The organism is Sphingobacterium haloxyli, from assembly GCF_002980525.1.
Lineage (GTDB): Bacteria > Bacteroidota > Bacteroidia > Sphingobacteriales > Sphingobacteriaceae > Sphingobacterium > Sphingobacterium haloxyli.
In genome coordinates, this window is the sequence record NZ_PVBQ01000004.1 from 110,500 (window position 1) to 126,451 (window position 15,952).

The 15,952-nt window shown below is 42.7% G+C and carries 10 protein-coding genes; all 10 read left to right on the top strand.

The features are described 5' to 3' along the window. Window positions 1-28: 28 nt before the first annotated feature. The 10 genes from C5745_RS06225 (at window position 29) to C5745_RS06270 (ending at window position 15,710) form a co-directional block, all read left to right on the top strand. Complete coding sequence (locus tag C5745_RS06225; RefSeq protein WP_105716133.1) at window positions 29-1,027, top strand: Gfo/Idh/MocA family protein; 999 nt, start codon at window positions 29-31, stop codon at window positions 1,025-1,027. Further along, entirely contained in the window at window positions 1,014-2,390 is a 1,377-nt protein-coding gene (locus tag C5745_RS06230; protein WP_243403265.1) for a Gfo/Idh/MocA family protein, read from the top strand. Before C5745_RS06225 ends, C5745_RS06230 begins: the two co-directional genes overlap by 14 nt. Window positions 2,391-2,397: 7 nt before the next feature. Beyond that, on the top strand, window positions 2,398-3,717 hold the full coding sequence (locus C5745_RS06235; RefSeq protein ID WP_105716134.1) for a sugar MFS transporter: 1,320 nt from the start codon (window positions 2,398-2,400) through the stop codon (window positions 3,715-3,717). Between the two features lies 1 nt (window position 3,718). Then, the gene (locus C5745_RS06240; protein WP_165793034.1) at window positions 3,719-5,113 is read left to right on the top strand and encodes a putative oxidoreductase C-terminal domain-containing protein; all 1,395 of its coding nucleotides are present in this window, start codon (window positions 3,719-3,721) and stop codon (window positions 5,111-5,113) included. 128 nt (window positions 5,114-5,241) lie between these two features. Continuing rightward, window positions 5,242-7,614, top strand: a complete 2,373-nt coding sequence (locus tag C5745_RS06245; RefSeq protein WP_105716136.1) for an alpha/beta fold hydrolase — start codon at window positions 5,242-5,244, stop codon at window positions 7,612-7,614. Between the two features lie 32 nt (window positions 7,615-7,646). Further along, a complete protein-coding gene (locus tag C5745_RS06250; protein WP_133166303.1) occupies window positions 7,647-10,022 on the top strand; it encodes a hypothetical protein in 2,376 nt (791 codons plus the stop codon). Window positions 10,023-10,042: 20 nt separating this feature from the next. Beyond that, window positions 10,043-11,281 (top strand): glycoside hydrolase family 88 protein, encoded by a 1,239-nt coding sequence (locus C5745_RS06255; protein ID WP_105716138.1) that lies wholly within the window; start codon window positions 10,043-10,045, stop codon window positions 11,279-11,281. Between the two features lie 79 nt (window positions 11,282-11,360). Continuing rightward, window positions 11,361-12,833 (top strand): sialate O-acetylesterase, encoded by a 1,473-nt coding sequence (locus tag C5745_RS06260; protein WP_105716139.1) that lies wholly within the window; start codon window positions 11,361-11,363, stop codon window positions 12,831-12,833. 20 nt (window positions 12,834-12,853) lie between these two features. Beyond that, a complete protein-coding gene (locus C5745_RS06265; RefSeq protein WP_243403266.1) occupies window positions 12,854-14,434 on the top strand; it encodes a family 20 glycosylhydrolase in 1,581 nt (526 codons plus the stop codon). A gap of 52 nt (window positions 14,435-14,486) precedes the next feature. Beyond that, entirely contained in the window at window positions 14,487-15,710 is a 1,224-nt protein-coding gene (locus C5745_RS06270) for a Gfo/Idh/MocA family protein (protein ID WP_243403267.1), read from the top strand. Window positions 15,711-15,952: the final 242 nt, after the last annotated feature.

The window sequence follows — 15,952 nt, forward strand, 5'->3', positions numbered from 1 at the left end:
TTATAAAGTAACAAGATAAACCGTTAACATGAAAAACTTTACTAGAAGAGATTTTATCGGCGCTAGTTCCCTGGCAATGTTGGGGCTAGCTGCGAACAAAGCGTCTGCTTTTACATTACCTATCGCCGCTCAAAATGGGAAACGCATAGGCATTATTGGATTGGATACTTCCCATTCGGTAGCTTTTACAAAGTCCATTAATGAAAACCCTGGAGGATATCGAGGATATAAGGTGGTGGCTGCATATCCATACGGAACAAAGACCATTCCGTCGGCTACGGATCGTATACCAAAATTTACGAAAGACATACAGCAGTATGGCGTCAAGATTACCAACTCTATCGAAGAACTGTTGAAGCAGGTGGATTTTGTGCTATTGGAAACGAACGATGGACGCCTTCATCTTGAGCAGGCGGAAGAGGTGTTTAAAGCCAAGAAAGTACTTTTCATTGATAAACCGTTAGCTGCATCTTATGCCGATGCTCAAAAAATATTTGCACTTTCCCAGCAATATAATACGCCGTTCTTTTCATCTTCTTCTCTTCGGTACATTGATGGAATGCAGGATATTATTGACGGTAAATATGGTAAAGTACTCGGAGCAGATGTGTATAGCCCCGCAGCGTTAGATCCTAGTCATCCGGATTTTTTCTGGTATGGCATTCATGGTGTGGAAATGCTTTTCGCCGCGATGGGCGTGGGGTGTAAGATGGTTTCAAGAACGCATACGGAGGGTGCCGATATCATCGTGGGTGTATGGGACGATAACCGTATTGGCGTAGTTCGGGGTACTAGGCAAGGTAAAAGCGCTTATGGAGGTACGGTGTATTGTGAGAAGGCTACTATAGCGTTGGGCGCGTACAAAGGATACGGTTCGTTATTGGAGAAAATCGTTGAATTTTTTGACACGAAGGTTGTACCTTTTGACAGCAAGGAAACTCTAGAAATTTGTGCATTTATCGAAGCTGCTGACGTCAGTAAGTCTGCTAACGGTCGTTCGATCGACTTAAATCATGTTATCAATTAAATTTCAGTTTATTATGGAGAGTAATTCAAGAAGGGATTTTATAAAAAAGTCGTTGATTGCTTCAGCAGCAATTAGCGTAGGAGGTGTATTGCCCGCGTTTAGCGCAAAGAGCTATAATAACATTATAGGCGCAAATAATAAACTGCGCATATCGATGATGGGGGTCAATGCAAGGGGAAATGCATTGGCGAAGAATTTTGCAGCGCAACCCAATAGTGAGATTATTCATGTTTGTGATGTGGATAGCCGCGCCATTGACAAGTGTATTAGCGGATTGACAAAATATCAACAAACTATACCAACAGGTTTTGCAGATTTCAGAAAGTCCCTGGAAAGTAAGGACGTGGACGTGCTGGTTGTTGCCGCACCAGATCATTGGCATGCGCCGGCTGCTATTTTGGCTTCGCAGGCAGGAAAACACGTATATCTGGAAAAGCCCTGCGGCCATAATCCACAGGAAGGCGAATGGCTGATCGATGCCGTCAATAAACACAAGAACGTTATCCAAATGGGTAACCAGCGCCGCTCTTGGCCAAATGTGGTTAAAGGTATTCAAGAAGTGCATAACGGTACGATTGGTGACGTATTCTATGCTAAAACTTGGTACGCTAACAATCGACCACCCATTGGTATTGGTAAGAAGGTGTCCGTGCCTGATTGGCTTGACTTTGATTTGTGGCAGGGGCCCGCACCCCGAAGGGATTTTCAGGATAACCTTATCCATTATAATTGGCATTGGTTCTGGCATTGGGGTACGGGAGAAGCTTTGAATAACGGTACGCATATGGTGGATTTAGCGCGCTGGGGACTACAGGCGGATTATCCAACGCGGGTGAGTTCAAATGGCGGGCGTTATGCGTATCAAGATGATTGGGAGACGCCAGATACGCAAGTGATCAGTATCGAGTTTGGTCCGAATAAATTAATTACCTGGGAAGGGAGGAGCTGTAGCGGAATGCCAACGGAAGGCTCTAATGTCGGTGTTATGTTTTATGGATCTAATGGTTCGCTGCAGATAGATGGAGGTAATTCTTATAAAGTATTCGATATAAAGGGTAAACTCGTCAAAGAAGTAAAGGACAGCGGGCCAGTCAATACGGCTAGTTTAACAAGTCCTTCACAGCAATTAGATGCTATTCATATACAGAATATGTTTTCGGCCATCAATAACGGCGGAAATCTAAATTCAGATATCATGAGCGGTCATCAGAGCACGCTTTTAGTGCAATTAGGTAATATCGCGCTACGTTCTGGTAAACAGTTGGAAATAGATCCATCTAATGGACACATTCGCAATGATAAGCATACCATGCGGGAGTTTTGGTCAAGAGAGTATGCTAAAGGTTGGGAACCCAAAATCTAAATAAGGGATGAGCGAAACAACTGTAAAAACGGTGGCAAGTTTGACCAAAAAAGAAACAACGATTTCTATTGGTATTATTGCTCTATTATTTTTTATTTTCGGTTTCTTGTCTTGGATAAATGCCATCCTGATACCGTATTTTAAAATCGCTTGTGAACTGACGCATTTCCAATCCTATTTGGTAGCGTTTGCTTTCTATATCGCTTATTTTGTCATGTCGGTCCCATCCTCGTACCTGTTGAAAGCTGTCGGTTTCAAGAAGGGAATGATGATCGGGTTTTTGGCGCTTGCGACGGGTGCGTTTATATTTATTCCAGCCGCAATGACACGAACATATGAGGTGTTTTTGCTCGGATTGTTTACCATCGGTGTCGGTTTAGCTATTCTACAGACCGCTGCAAACCCTTATATTACGATTCTAGGACCGAAGGAGCGTGCAGCGCAACGTATCAGCATCATGGGCATCTGTAACAAATTTGCAGGAATTCTCGCGCCTCTTTTGTTTGCGGCGGCGGTACTGCGCCCTACAGATCAGGCCATGTTTGATAGCTTGGCGGAAATGACAGATGCAGACCGGAGTGCGGCACTTGATGAACTAATTCGACGCGTTATCGTCCCGTATGCTGTTGTAGGCTGCGTCATGTTATTGATCGGTATCGGTGTCCGGTATTCTCCGCTCCCGGAGATAAATACCGATGAAGAAAGTGAGGAAGTTGCGGAGACGAACAGCCATAAAACCAGTATCTTTCAGTTTCCGCACCTGATTTTGGGGGCGGTGGCTATTTTTATTCATGTGGGAGCACAGGTCATATCCATTGATACCATCATTAACTATGCGGGATCCATGGGGATTTCTCTTGTGGAAGCCAAAGTATTCCCATCATATACGCTCGCGATGGCGATTGCAGGTTATTTTATGGGAATTGCCGTTACGCCCCGGTTTATTAGTCAAACGAATTTATTAAGGATTGTTACTGTATTGGGCGTTATACTTTCGTTGCTTATTATTTATGCCAATGGTGAGGTTACTTTCTTGGGACATACGGTTGACATCTCTATTTGGTTTATTGTATTGCTTGGTATTTCCAATTCCCTGACCTGGGCAGGCATCTGGCCGCTTGCACTGGACGGACTGGGCAGGTTTACTAAAATGGGTGCATCGCTGATGATCATGGGATTATGCGGTAATGCTATTTTACCGATGGTTTACGGTTATTTTGCTGATGGGTATGGCTTGCGCGAAGCGTATTGGGTGTTGTTCCCGTGTTACCTATACTTGGTATACTACGCAGTTTATGGTCATAAAATCAGAAAATGGAGTTTGTAAAATGAGGACATTAAGCTATTTTTCTTTGCTAATAATTTTTCTTTTCGGAGTTGGATGTACCGGTGAAAATCCTTCTAACCAAAAACGGGAAGAGAAAGCCAGATTAACCGTTATCAACCCACAGCATTTTCATGCGGCTTTAGTGCAGAAGCACATGCATCCAGCTATTGATTCGGTCGTACATCTTTTCGCAGATTCAAGCACCACTGTAAAGGGGTATAAACAATTGATCGCGCAATACAATATGCGGGAAGACGATCCTACGCACTGGAGAATTATCGATTACTACGGAGCGAATTTTTTAGAAAAAGCATTTGATCCAGTGACGGGAAATGTGGTGATACTGGCTGGGGACAATCAGCGGAAGATAGATTATATCCAAGAATCTGTTCGGCGTGGGCGTGACGTTTTCGCCGATAAACCATTGGTCATCGATGTTGCAGGTTATCGTAAATTGAACGCCTTAATGAAAAATGATGGCGGAAAAGAATCGGTTTTGGTTTATGATATGATGACGGAACGATACGATGTGAAAAATCAGGTTGTCAAATCGTTGCTGAATAATCAAGCCTTTTCTGGCGGCTTAGTAAACGCGAAGGATGGTGAGCCTGCTATCTTATTCCAAAGTGTACACCACTTTATCAAAGATGTTTCCGGTAAGCCACTTCTGCGTCCGGCATTGTTCTTCGACACAGAAAAGCAGGGTGAGGGATTGGTCGACGTTACGACCCATTACATCGATTTGGTACAATGGATGCTATCGTCGGAAACGGTTATCGACATCGATCAAGATGTGAAACTTACAGGCTCACAACGATGGAAAACGAGCCTGTCTAACGAGCAATTTCAAAGTGCAACTGGCTTGCCGGGCTTCCCATCTGTATTGCAAAAACATGTTGTTGGCAATGACTACGTCGATGTTTTTTGTAACGGAAAGATGGAGTATACCTTTAAAGGGATCCCCGTATCAATTGATGTTAGATGGCATGCCGAATCGCTGGATGGGAGAGGAGATCAGTTTTATGCGCGTTTTCTCGGCAATAGTTTTACGATAGAGATTAAGCCTGACGAAAGCGGTAAAGCCGCTGTTTTTATCACACCGAACGACGATGCTGATGGCTTTGAAAATCAATTGGTGGATGCGTTGGATGCCATTAAGGGTTTACCTGGGATAACTGCGGAAAGAGTAGCAAACGCTTTTAAGATTGTCATCCCCGAAAAACTGTACCTCAGTCATGAAGACCATTTTGCAAAAGTGCTGGACGGGTTTTTACGGTACCGGAAGGACGGTGTTTTGCCCGCATGGGAAAAATCCTTCATACTGGCGAAGTATTATTTGACCACTAAAGCTTTAGAGGAAGCTACGACGATAGCACCACCTTTTGGACAGGAATAATCGATGAACAGTTTACGTTTATAAATAAGAAAATTACCCACGCGGGTCTGAAATTGGGAGATAAGTGAACTAACTGATACCTCAACAAAAGATGGTACGCACCTACAAACAGAATTAATTGATAAACCATGAATTCACAGAAGAAGATTTTCACTTGGTGTTTATTTTTATTCCTATTTCTTTTTGTCCCAGATAGCGCATTTGCACAAAATACGCTTGATCGACAAAATCAATATCTAAATGAAATATTGAAAATCAATATTGAGCAACGTTTCAGGGCGAATACCAGGAGAGTATCGGTCCAAGACAGCACTTGGAAAGATTGGCTACATCGAACTGGCGAATTGCCGCCTGATTTTTCCAAGATGCGTTCCATACCGATGTTGCCGGAACCTTTGGTACAGTACAAGGACGGAAAAGAAGTACCAATAACTACGGAAAAAGAATGGGAGAAGAAGCGAGAATGGATCAAATCGGAGTATCAAAAATGGATATCAGGACATGCACCGCCGGCGCCAGGTAATGTACTGGCGGAAATACTAAAAGATACGTTCGCGGAGGGAGGGAACCGGGTACAGGTAATCCGGCTAAGTTTCGGGCCGCAGCATAAGGCAAAAATGACCGTCGAGTTATTGATTCCGAATGGAGAGGGTCCATTTCCTGTATTCATGACGCAGTGGAATCATCGCGATTGGGCACAGTTAGCGGTTAAAAGAGGGTATATCGGTTGCGTATATGCCGGGGCTGATAGTAAAGATGACACGGATTCCTATATGTTCTTATATCCCGAATACGACTTTAGCGCGTTGATGCGTCGGGCGTGGGGAGCATCAAGGGTGGTCGATTATTTGATGATGCGAGCGGAAGTCAATAAACAACAAATCGCCATTACTGGCCATTCGCGTAATGGTAAGCAGTCTTTATGGGCGGCATCGTTTGATGAACGTATCGCCGCAGTAATATCGAGCAGTTCAAGTACAGGCGGAGATGCTCCATGGCGGTATGGGGATCCTCAATACGCTAGTGAAACGTTGGATTATGTCACTGCTTGGAACGCGCATTGGTTTCATCCGCGACTCAAATTTTTCTCCGGTCGGGAAGACAAATTGCCCGTTGACCAAAACTTGTTGGGTGCATTGATTGCCCCAAGACCTCTGCTTTATCACTACTCACTTGTGGAACCCGGCTTAAACTCCTGGTCAAATGAACAAAATTACTATTCGGTAAAGAAAGTATATGATTTTCTAGGCGTTCCTGACAATATTGGTGTACTTACCCGCATGGGAGCGCATGCTGTTGCGGCAAGGGATGTGGAACAAACAATCGATTTTTTAGATATTCATTTTAAGCGAATTCCGCTAAAGTGGACAAATAATTTATATTATACCTATGACTACGAAAAATGGAAAGAAAACCATCCCAATAATCAGGAAAACGCAAAGCAAGTTTCTCTGGTAAGTCTTAAAGAGAATTACTCTACTATCGAAGATTTTAATCAGGACAAGCGTAAGATTTTGACGAATCTGAACTGGATCTTGGGGGAAGAACCCCCAAGCGTCAGAGCGGCGAATGTGGGAACTTGGAATAATCCGAGAAGGGATTGGATTGAAAAAATAAATCCCGTACCCGTTGTTAAAGGAGCTAAAGAAATTTATCTAGGGCCCTACAGCGCTACAGGAGATCATGTTCCAGGTGTTTTATATTGTCCGACAGACGAGGACGGGGTACTTAAAACCAGGTCGAATGGAAAGTTGCCAGTTATCGTTTACTCGCATCAGTATGCGCATTCAACTGGTTTCGTGAAGGGTTACGATAAAACGGGGTCACGAGGTACAAAGGAGCTTTTTGAGTCGTTGGTAAAACGTGGCTTTGCAGTACTAGCGATTGATATGTATGGTTTTGGAACTCGAATATGGGAGGCGAAGAACTTCTACCTGCGGTACCCTAATTGGTCAAAAATGGGGAAAATGATCCGTGATGTAAAAGGTTGCATCGATGCGATAGAAGATCTCGACTATTTAGACGAAGATCATGTTTATTTATTGGGCAATACGATAGGTGGCAGTGTCTCCTTAATGACCGCTGCCCTGGACGATAGGGTGGCAGGAATCGCTACCGTGGCCGCATTTTCCCCTTGGAGGAGTTCCGATAGCCAGTACGAGTCTTTGAGGACTTATTCTCATTTGCACGGTTTTATTCCGAGGCTTGGGACATTTGCGGATAATCCGCAAAATACCCCCATTGATTTCGGAGAAATTATTGCCGCAGTTGCACCAAAGCCTATACTGATTTTAACACCCGATCTGGATCGCTATACTGATATCCAAGCGTTAAAAAAAATGATGAACCCTGTGCACCAAGTTTACAGCCTGTATGGAAAACAAGATCAATTGACGGTAGCTTATCCAGCCGGTGAAATCAACCGAATGACCGTGGAAATGTATGGTGAGATAGGGGCTTTTTTTGGTGGACTGTATGAAGTGCGTCAAAGGAGTAAATAGCCGAATAGTTAAAGAAAAACAACAAAGAACAGATGGCCAAGGACGAACTATTAAGTAGAAGGAAGGTGCTCACAGCGTTTAGTTTAGCAAGTTTAGCTGTGATATCTCCGCTAATGGCAAGAGAAAAACAAGAAGCGCAGAGGAGTGGTCAGAAAACTGTAAAACTTTGTGCCAATATAGAGGCAATGAAAAAAGACGGGGCTTTAACGAGTGGTTGTATTGTGCGTACCGCAGGGTATTATACTATAGGAGATGGAGGTGCGGCAGAGTATTTGATCTTGGCCCAAAGCACAGTAGAACGCATTGGTCCGGAATTCATTTCGTTAGACAACGGCCTGGTGGCTGTTTTAGTAAACGTGGGAGCAATAAATTATAGGATGTTTGGCGCAAAAGGCGATGGAGTCAATGACGATGGCGAACAGATCAAAGCTGCTCATATGTATGCCAACAAGATGGATATACCGGTAATAAACCTTCAGGGGGACTTCTGGATCGAAAAAACCGACGGTATAATCATACAGACGGATGTGGCATGGGGGAAAACCAAGTTCCATATTAACGAGCGACATAATACTAGCGCACCGCGCTTCCACATCACTAGTAAGCACACTCCGATTTCTATTGAATTAACGGAAGGAGAAAAACAGGAGTTTTTAGAAAAATTCAAACCGGGTGTGGGTGTGATTCCTGTAATGGCGGCATATAAAAACTGTTTAGTAGTTGTATCGGATAATAAAGATCGTATTGGATATCGAGCTGGCAAAGCGTATGGTGGCAAGGTATCCCGGATGCGTGAGGAGTTGTTTTATGTAGAGGAATACGGGCGGATCATTGGCGATATTGCATGGGCATTTAGCAATTACACGACATTTATTGCCTATCCAGCGGATGAAAGCTATTTGTCTGTGGAAGGGGGTACGTTTTATGTGTCGGGCGATGATTCGGGTGCTAAGAAAATGCGGTATGTAATGAATGGCTTTCGCATCAGTCGGAGCCGAACTATTATTCGCAATCAATGGGTAGGATTAGATACGGGAAAACGCGATGTTTCTATGATGCCGAGAAATGGGTTTTATTCTTTCACAAATGTCTACGACTGTTTGTTAGAAAATGTACGGTTAATCCCCTGGGAGAAAGATCGTGGAAGCAAAGAAACTAGTGTGTCTCAAGGTACGTATGGATTAGGGGGTAATCGGATGTTTAATGTGGTTTTTCGCAATGTAACAGCCGAAGGTAGTATGGTTCATTGGGGAGTGTTCGGTACGAATATGAATAAGAATTTCAGGATCGAACGGTGTAAATTGAATCGAGTAGACGTACATTTCCATTGTTGGAATTTGCAGATTAGCGATTCTGAAATTGGATTCAAAGGAATTTCCATAACTGGGGGTGGTGAGCTAATCGTTACTAATACGGTTTGCCGAGATCGCAGGTTCATTAATTTTCGTTATGACTACGGAGCGAAATGGGATGGCAGTATCTATATTAGCAATTGTAGGCTTGCACCCGATCAATCGACGGATCTGAGCATATTGTCATTTATGTCTGCAAACTTTGATTATCGTTATCCTATCGGCTATGCACATATGATCAAGATTGAGGACTTTGTCGTGGATTATACAGCTATGCCTGTGAAGGAAGTTTCCTGTTGGGTTATGCGAACGGCTGCTCATTCTTCTTTACGTCATGGTGAAGGTTTGTTTTTTCCTGCACTCGCCGAATTTAAAAATATCACCGTGGAGGGTGGAGGGAGTGGAGTTCGGTTGATGGCCATCCCAAATGCAAACGGATTTAAATTAAAAAATGAAGGAGTTTATGATTCCACCGAATTGATTTCAAATGCCCATTTAACTTTTGAAAATATACAACTTGAGGTGATAAACTCCTCCGGCAACAAGCAAGATATGCATTTTATATTTGAGTCGCCTACAGGAAAGGTCGGTACACATACGTTGCTCCCGCATATCGTTTTCAAAAATTGCAGGTACTTTAGGGGCGATTTTGGAGGAAATATAGCAAGCATTTTATTTGAAGATTGCACCGTAAGTGAGGTGCGTGCATCTGATACAAAGCTATTACAGGGGAGTATCGGTTTTAGTAATTGCAAAATTAAACCTGTTTCTTCTATAGCAAATAAGCCATTCTCGGTGGCCTCGGTCCTTGGGACAACATTCACGAATTGTCTGCTGCTTGCTCCGGATATCAACGGACAGAGCCGTCCAGATCTTCTCCATCTCATTGATATCGTACAACTCAACAAGACGGTGAAGTATAATCACCTGAACACGCGGCTCGGCAACGATATCCTAAAATTTTGTAAAAACGAAGGAATTGTTATCGCCGCGGCATTTATTGACATGCTGAAATGCCATCATGAATTAGAAGCAGAAAATGTGAAGATGGTTTGAAATTAAAATATACAGATGAAATGAATATAAAAATCACAGTATTCAAATATTACGGTCTTTTGTTGGCCGGTTTCGTCCTGTTGGCCGGGTGTGGCGTCAACAAGAACGCATTGAAATTAGCTCCAACTTTTGTTGACCGGCAACTGTTAGATGCCATCGACCAATATAAGATTTTACAGTCGAATATTGACGAAGGAGTGTTGCCGAGAACTTTTTCTCCAGAAACTAAGAAAGTGATCAACGGACATAACCGATTATGGACAGCTGGGTTTTACATCGGCACGCTCTGGTACTTGTACGAATTTTCCGGCGATCAAGCGCTGCGGAAGGAAGCTGAGCGGCGGTTGCCAATCCTAGAGGAACAGAAATTTAGTACTCGTACGCACGATTTGGGCTTCATACTGTATTGTAGCTATGGAAACGCATGGCGATTGACGGGAAACAATGAATATTACGCTGTTTTACTTACGGGAGCTGAATCATTGATCAAACGATACAACCCGGCGGTAAAAAGTATTCGTTCATGGGATCAAACGCACGGTAAATGGAGGTTTCCGGTCATTGTGGACAATATGATGAACCTGGAATATCTGAACTGGGCTAGCCGGGAAAGTGGAAATCCAACGTATGGTGAGATCGCTATTACGCACGCCAATACAACACTCAAAAATCACTTTAGAGAAGATCATAGCTCGTACCATGTAATCGATTATCATCCTGAAACAGGAGAGGTTTTGCATAAGCATACCCACCAAGGGTTCGCTAATGAGTCGGCCTGGGCGAGGGGACAAGCGTGGGGTTTGTATGGCTATACCATGATGTACCGTGATACGGAGAAAAAGGAATACCTCGAACAAGCAAGGCATATTGCCGATTTCATATTGAACCATCCGAACTTACCGGAGGATATGATTCCATACTGGGACTTTAATGCAGACGGTATTCCCAATACATTTAGGGACGCTTCGGCTGGTGCGATTACGGCTTCCGCTTTACTGGAGTTAAGCACATTCGGAAATGATGAAAAATCCAAACGGTATTTACAGGCCGCTGAAACGATGATTAGGAGTTTATCGGCATCGCCCTATAAAGTGGAAAAGGGCGATAAAGGCGGATTTATTTTACAACACTCCGTGGGGAGTTTCCCTGGGAATTCGGAAGTTGACGTTCCATTGACCTATGCGGATTATTATTATGTGGAGGCTTTAATACGGTATAAACGTTTGTTAGCTGGAAAGATACTTCAAAAGGGGCATTAGCGGGTGTAAAACATAGTTGATGAATATATTACCTGAAAGCAGAAAAAATCTGAACATGATTTGAAAACTAATTATATAGATGAAAAAAAAAGTAACTATATTTTACTTCCAGTTGTTCTTCGGCTGCCTACTTTTTCAAGCATTCGCACAACAGGATAAGGAAAAACATATTTATATTCTCATGGGCCAATCTAACATGGCCGGGAGGGGAAAAGTGACCGGGCAATACGCAAAGCAACAGCATTCCCGAGTGAAGATGCTTGACCAGTCCGGCAAGTGGATCGTCGCCAGACACCCCGTGCATTTCGACAAACCTAAGGTCGCGGGCGTCGGTCCGGGGCTGGCTTTCGGTATAGCTATGGCCAAAGCTAATCCTCATGCTACCATCGGACTAGTACCATGTGCTGTGGGAGGAACACCGATCGCAAAATGGGAGCCAGGGGCTTATGATAGCGCAACGGAGACGCATCCATACGATGATGCGGAGCAGAGAATAAGAAAAGCTATGGAAACGGGAACTGTAAAGGGAATCCTCTGGCATCAAGGAGAAGGAGATAGTAACGAAGAATCGGCAAAGGTATATTTGAGCAACCTTCAAAAACTTATTTATAGGGTACGCAAGCTGGTCGGTGATCCGGAATTACCCTTCGTAGCAGGACAGCTAGCTAGGTACCGGGATAACTATCAGCTGGTCAATAGCGAGTTAGGGAAGCTTGAGGGTACGGTGTCCAACACAGCGATTGTTTCTTCTGAGGGGCTTTGGCATAAAGGCGACGGGACACATTTTGATAGTCCGTCGGCATCTGAACTGGGGCGGCGTTTTGCTCAGGGTATGTTGCATCTACAACATAATTATTTGACTGAAAAGGAAAAAGTGGAAGGTTGGGAGCTGCTGTTTGACGGCAAGGACCCGAACATTCGATGGAGGAGTATCAGGGATGATAAATTCCCAAAAGAAGGATGGGCTGTTAAAAATAATACGCTTGTTCTTTTGCCAGGGAGGAAAGGAGGGGACATTATCACCCGTGAACAGTTTGCCAATTTCGAACTGGTGCTTGATTATAAATTGGCAGATTCTGCGAATACGGGAATAAAATACTTTGTTTCAGAATTGAAAAATGTAAAAGGAAAAACCGCATTGAATGGCCCTGAATTCCAATTAATAGATGACTTTAAGCATGAAACGGTAAAGGATGGCAAAAGTCCGGAAACCAGCACGGGTTCTTTGTATTTATTGTATGCTCCAAATAATAAGACACTGAATGAACCCGGAGAATGGAACGAGGCAAGAATAATAGCAAATGGCAAAAATGTCGAACATTGGATTAACGGAAAAAAGGTACTAGTTTATGAACGCGGATCCGAAGAATTCCGGAGACTGGTGGATCAAACAAAGTTTAAAGAATATGAAAACTACGGTGAGGCTTCGGCCGGTTACATTCTGTTACAAGATCATCACGACAAAGCTTATTTCAGGCGTATCAAAATCAGAAGATTGACAAATAGCCCCAAAGGAGATTCATTGAGAGCAGAAATCATGGATTTGAATTGATTATTTTAAATAAACGAATTATGGAAAAAAAAGCAAGGACTAGATTCAAGATGTTCTGTTCCTTATTTGTAGTTTTCTTATTGACTTTTACAGATATAGTGGAGGCGCAGAGCGAAAAGATCTCTGATTCAAAAGGCTTTGAAGTTAGGGGATTTCACTTGGATCTAAGGATACAGGTGATGAAGCCGGAGGCTTTAAAGTCATTTGCATTGAAACTAAGCAGGTCGGGAATCAATACATTGATTATGGAATATGAAGCGACCTTTCCTTTCGAAAAGCATCCGCTTATTCCTAACCGGTATGCTTATACGAAAGCAGAAATAGCAGATTTTGTAAAGTATTGCGCGGATTTGGGGATAGATGTGATTCCCTTGCAACAAAGCTTTGGACACGTTGAATATATCTTACGTTTTCCTACTTATGCTAAACTTAGGGAATCTAATGCCGACTATTCTCAAGTTAACCCAATGCAAGAGGAGCTGGCTATTAAATTGTTTAAGGAATTGTTTACGGAAATGGCCGAACTACACCCTTCTAAATATTTTCATATAGGTTGTGACGAAACAAGACTGTTGGGACACAGTCCCAGTAGCAAAGCCAAAGTTGAGAAATATGGTACTGGAAGGTTGTATGGCGATTATGTCAAATTGATGTGCGACCTTGTAATGGACATGGGAAAAATACCTGTGTTGTGGGCTGATATAGCGTTAAAATATCCTGAAGCATTAAAGTCTTTACCTCGGGGAGTTGTTTTTGTGGATTGGAATTATGGCTGGGATCTCAATAGGTTTGGCGATCACCAAAAACTTACGAAAAGTGATTTTGAGATTTGGGGTGCTCCCTCTCTAAGGTCCAACCCCGATAATTACAACTTGACTTCATGGGAGAAGCATTTTAATAATATTCGGGACTTTATTCCTCAGGCAAGAGCGCTCGGCTATACAGGAATGATTATGACTTCCTGGTCAACATCAGGTGTGTATTCTTATCTAAAAGAAAGCGGCGCAGATATAATTGATCTACATGCCGTGCGACGAGTTTATCCACTGTCCGGTTTTAACCTCTTATTGGAAGCATACCTGAAAGCGATGAACGAAACGCAGACGCTCGATATACAAGCTTTTGTGCAAGATTATACAAATAGGGTGTATGGATTTAATCAGCAACAATCTAATCGATTCTTTAAGGCATTGTTTGCTGCTCCTTATCAGATTGGACAAGGTCGCGTTCTTGGGACGGAAGATATGTCAATCAAACAATTGCTTGATAGTGTTACGTATGTGGAAAAAGTATTCGACGAGTTACGACCGCTGAAAAACAAGGATGAATTTGAACATTATCGCCTTATGGCCAAAACAAGGGCGCTTTATGTTTCGTATCAATATATAGAGCATCAAGTAAACAGGGAAGATTTTGTAATGTCGCAAGTTCCCGAATTATTAAGCGAGTTAAAAGTTATCATTTCGAAGATTAAAAAATTAAATAATGATTACTTAAAATTAAATAAAAAAGCCTTTTACATATCGGAACTGAGTATTGATAATGATTTACGGCTCGTGAAGGTCCAAGCGCTATATAATAGATTGGGCAAGATACGCTGAGGGGGCTGGGTATTTTGAGAATAATAGAGTAGAACGAAAAAACAATATAATAATGATGTCAGATAATTTTATAAATAGAAGGAAATTTATTGCTAATAGTGCTTTAACGCTGGGGGGGCTATTTGTCGCGGATATGGCATTGTTTGGGAAAGCCACTTCATCAGAGAACACTGTACAAGTGGGCGTAATAGGTACAGGAAAAAGAGGTCTAGGATTAATAAATACAATAGAAAAAGTTTCTGGTTTGAAAGTCGCCGCTTGCTGTGATATCATTCCTGAAAATCTGCACGCGGCGATGGCAAAGGCCGATCCAAAGGCTAAAGCATATACAGACTACGAACAGCTGTTAGCAGATAAAAATATAGATGCCGTGATCATTGCGACACCCTTGTACCTGCATTATCCGATGGCGGTAGCAGCACTTTCGGCGGATAAACATGTATATGTCGAGAAATCGATGGCCTTTACGATAGAACAGTCGTTGGATCTAGTTAAAAGGGTGAGAAATTCGAGGTTTGTTTTCCAAGTAGGTTTTCAGTACAGGAATTTTGAACTCTATCACAAAATTAAGGACGTTGTCAATCAGGGCTGGATAGGGGATACCTATAGCTTTGAATGCCAGTATAATCGAAACTCGGATTGGAGATATCCTGTCAATGACCCAAAATTAGAGAAAGTTATCAACTGGAGGATGTATAAAGACCTTTGTGGCGGACCTTTATCCGAATTATGTGCTCACCAGATCGATGCGGTAAACTATATTACCAATAGTCATCCTATTAAGGTAATGGGCTTAGGAGGAATAGACTACTGGAAAGATGGAAGAGAGACCCATGATAATGTCAGGACGGTGTATGAATATGAGCATGGCATAAAAGCAACATATACATCGGTTTTGTCCAACGCGTTCAATGGATATCAGATTAGAATCTTAGGTAACAAAGCAACGATTGAAATTGAACGTAACAAAGCTTACCTATACCCGGAAGCGACAAAGCGTACACTTGGTACCGTCGACGGTGTGACCGGGGCGACTATTTTAAACGCGACGCAAGGTGAAAGAACAGAAATTGAATACCTGGGTCCAGGTGAGAAAATGGTCGAGCCGACTATAAATGCGCTCAATGATTTTGCAGATTGTATAGTTAACGGTAATAAGCCTGTATCCAATGTAGAAACAGGACGAGACTCCGCAATCGCTATTTGTATGGGTTTAGACGCCATTGAGACGGAAAAAACGCAATATTGGAAACCGGAGTATGACATGTTGTCCTAGGATCTGGAAGCATATCGCTAAGCAGCAGAACAGCGGAAAGAGAAAAGGAATGGATCAAAGAACAGTGATGGTACAGATGCTTTTTGCAAAATCTATCCAGATTATGTTTGGAAAGCATTGAAAAGTTACTATATTAGTAACAAATTATAAGTCTAACGAAAATAAAATTTTATGAAATAACGTGTACGTAACCGACCTATCCGGTGAATTCTGTTGATATAGTGCGGTTACGTAACCGAATT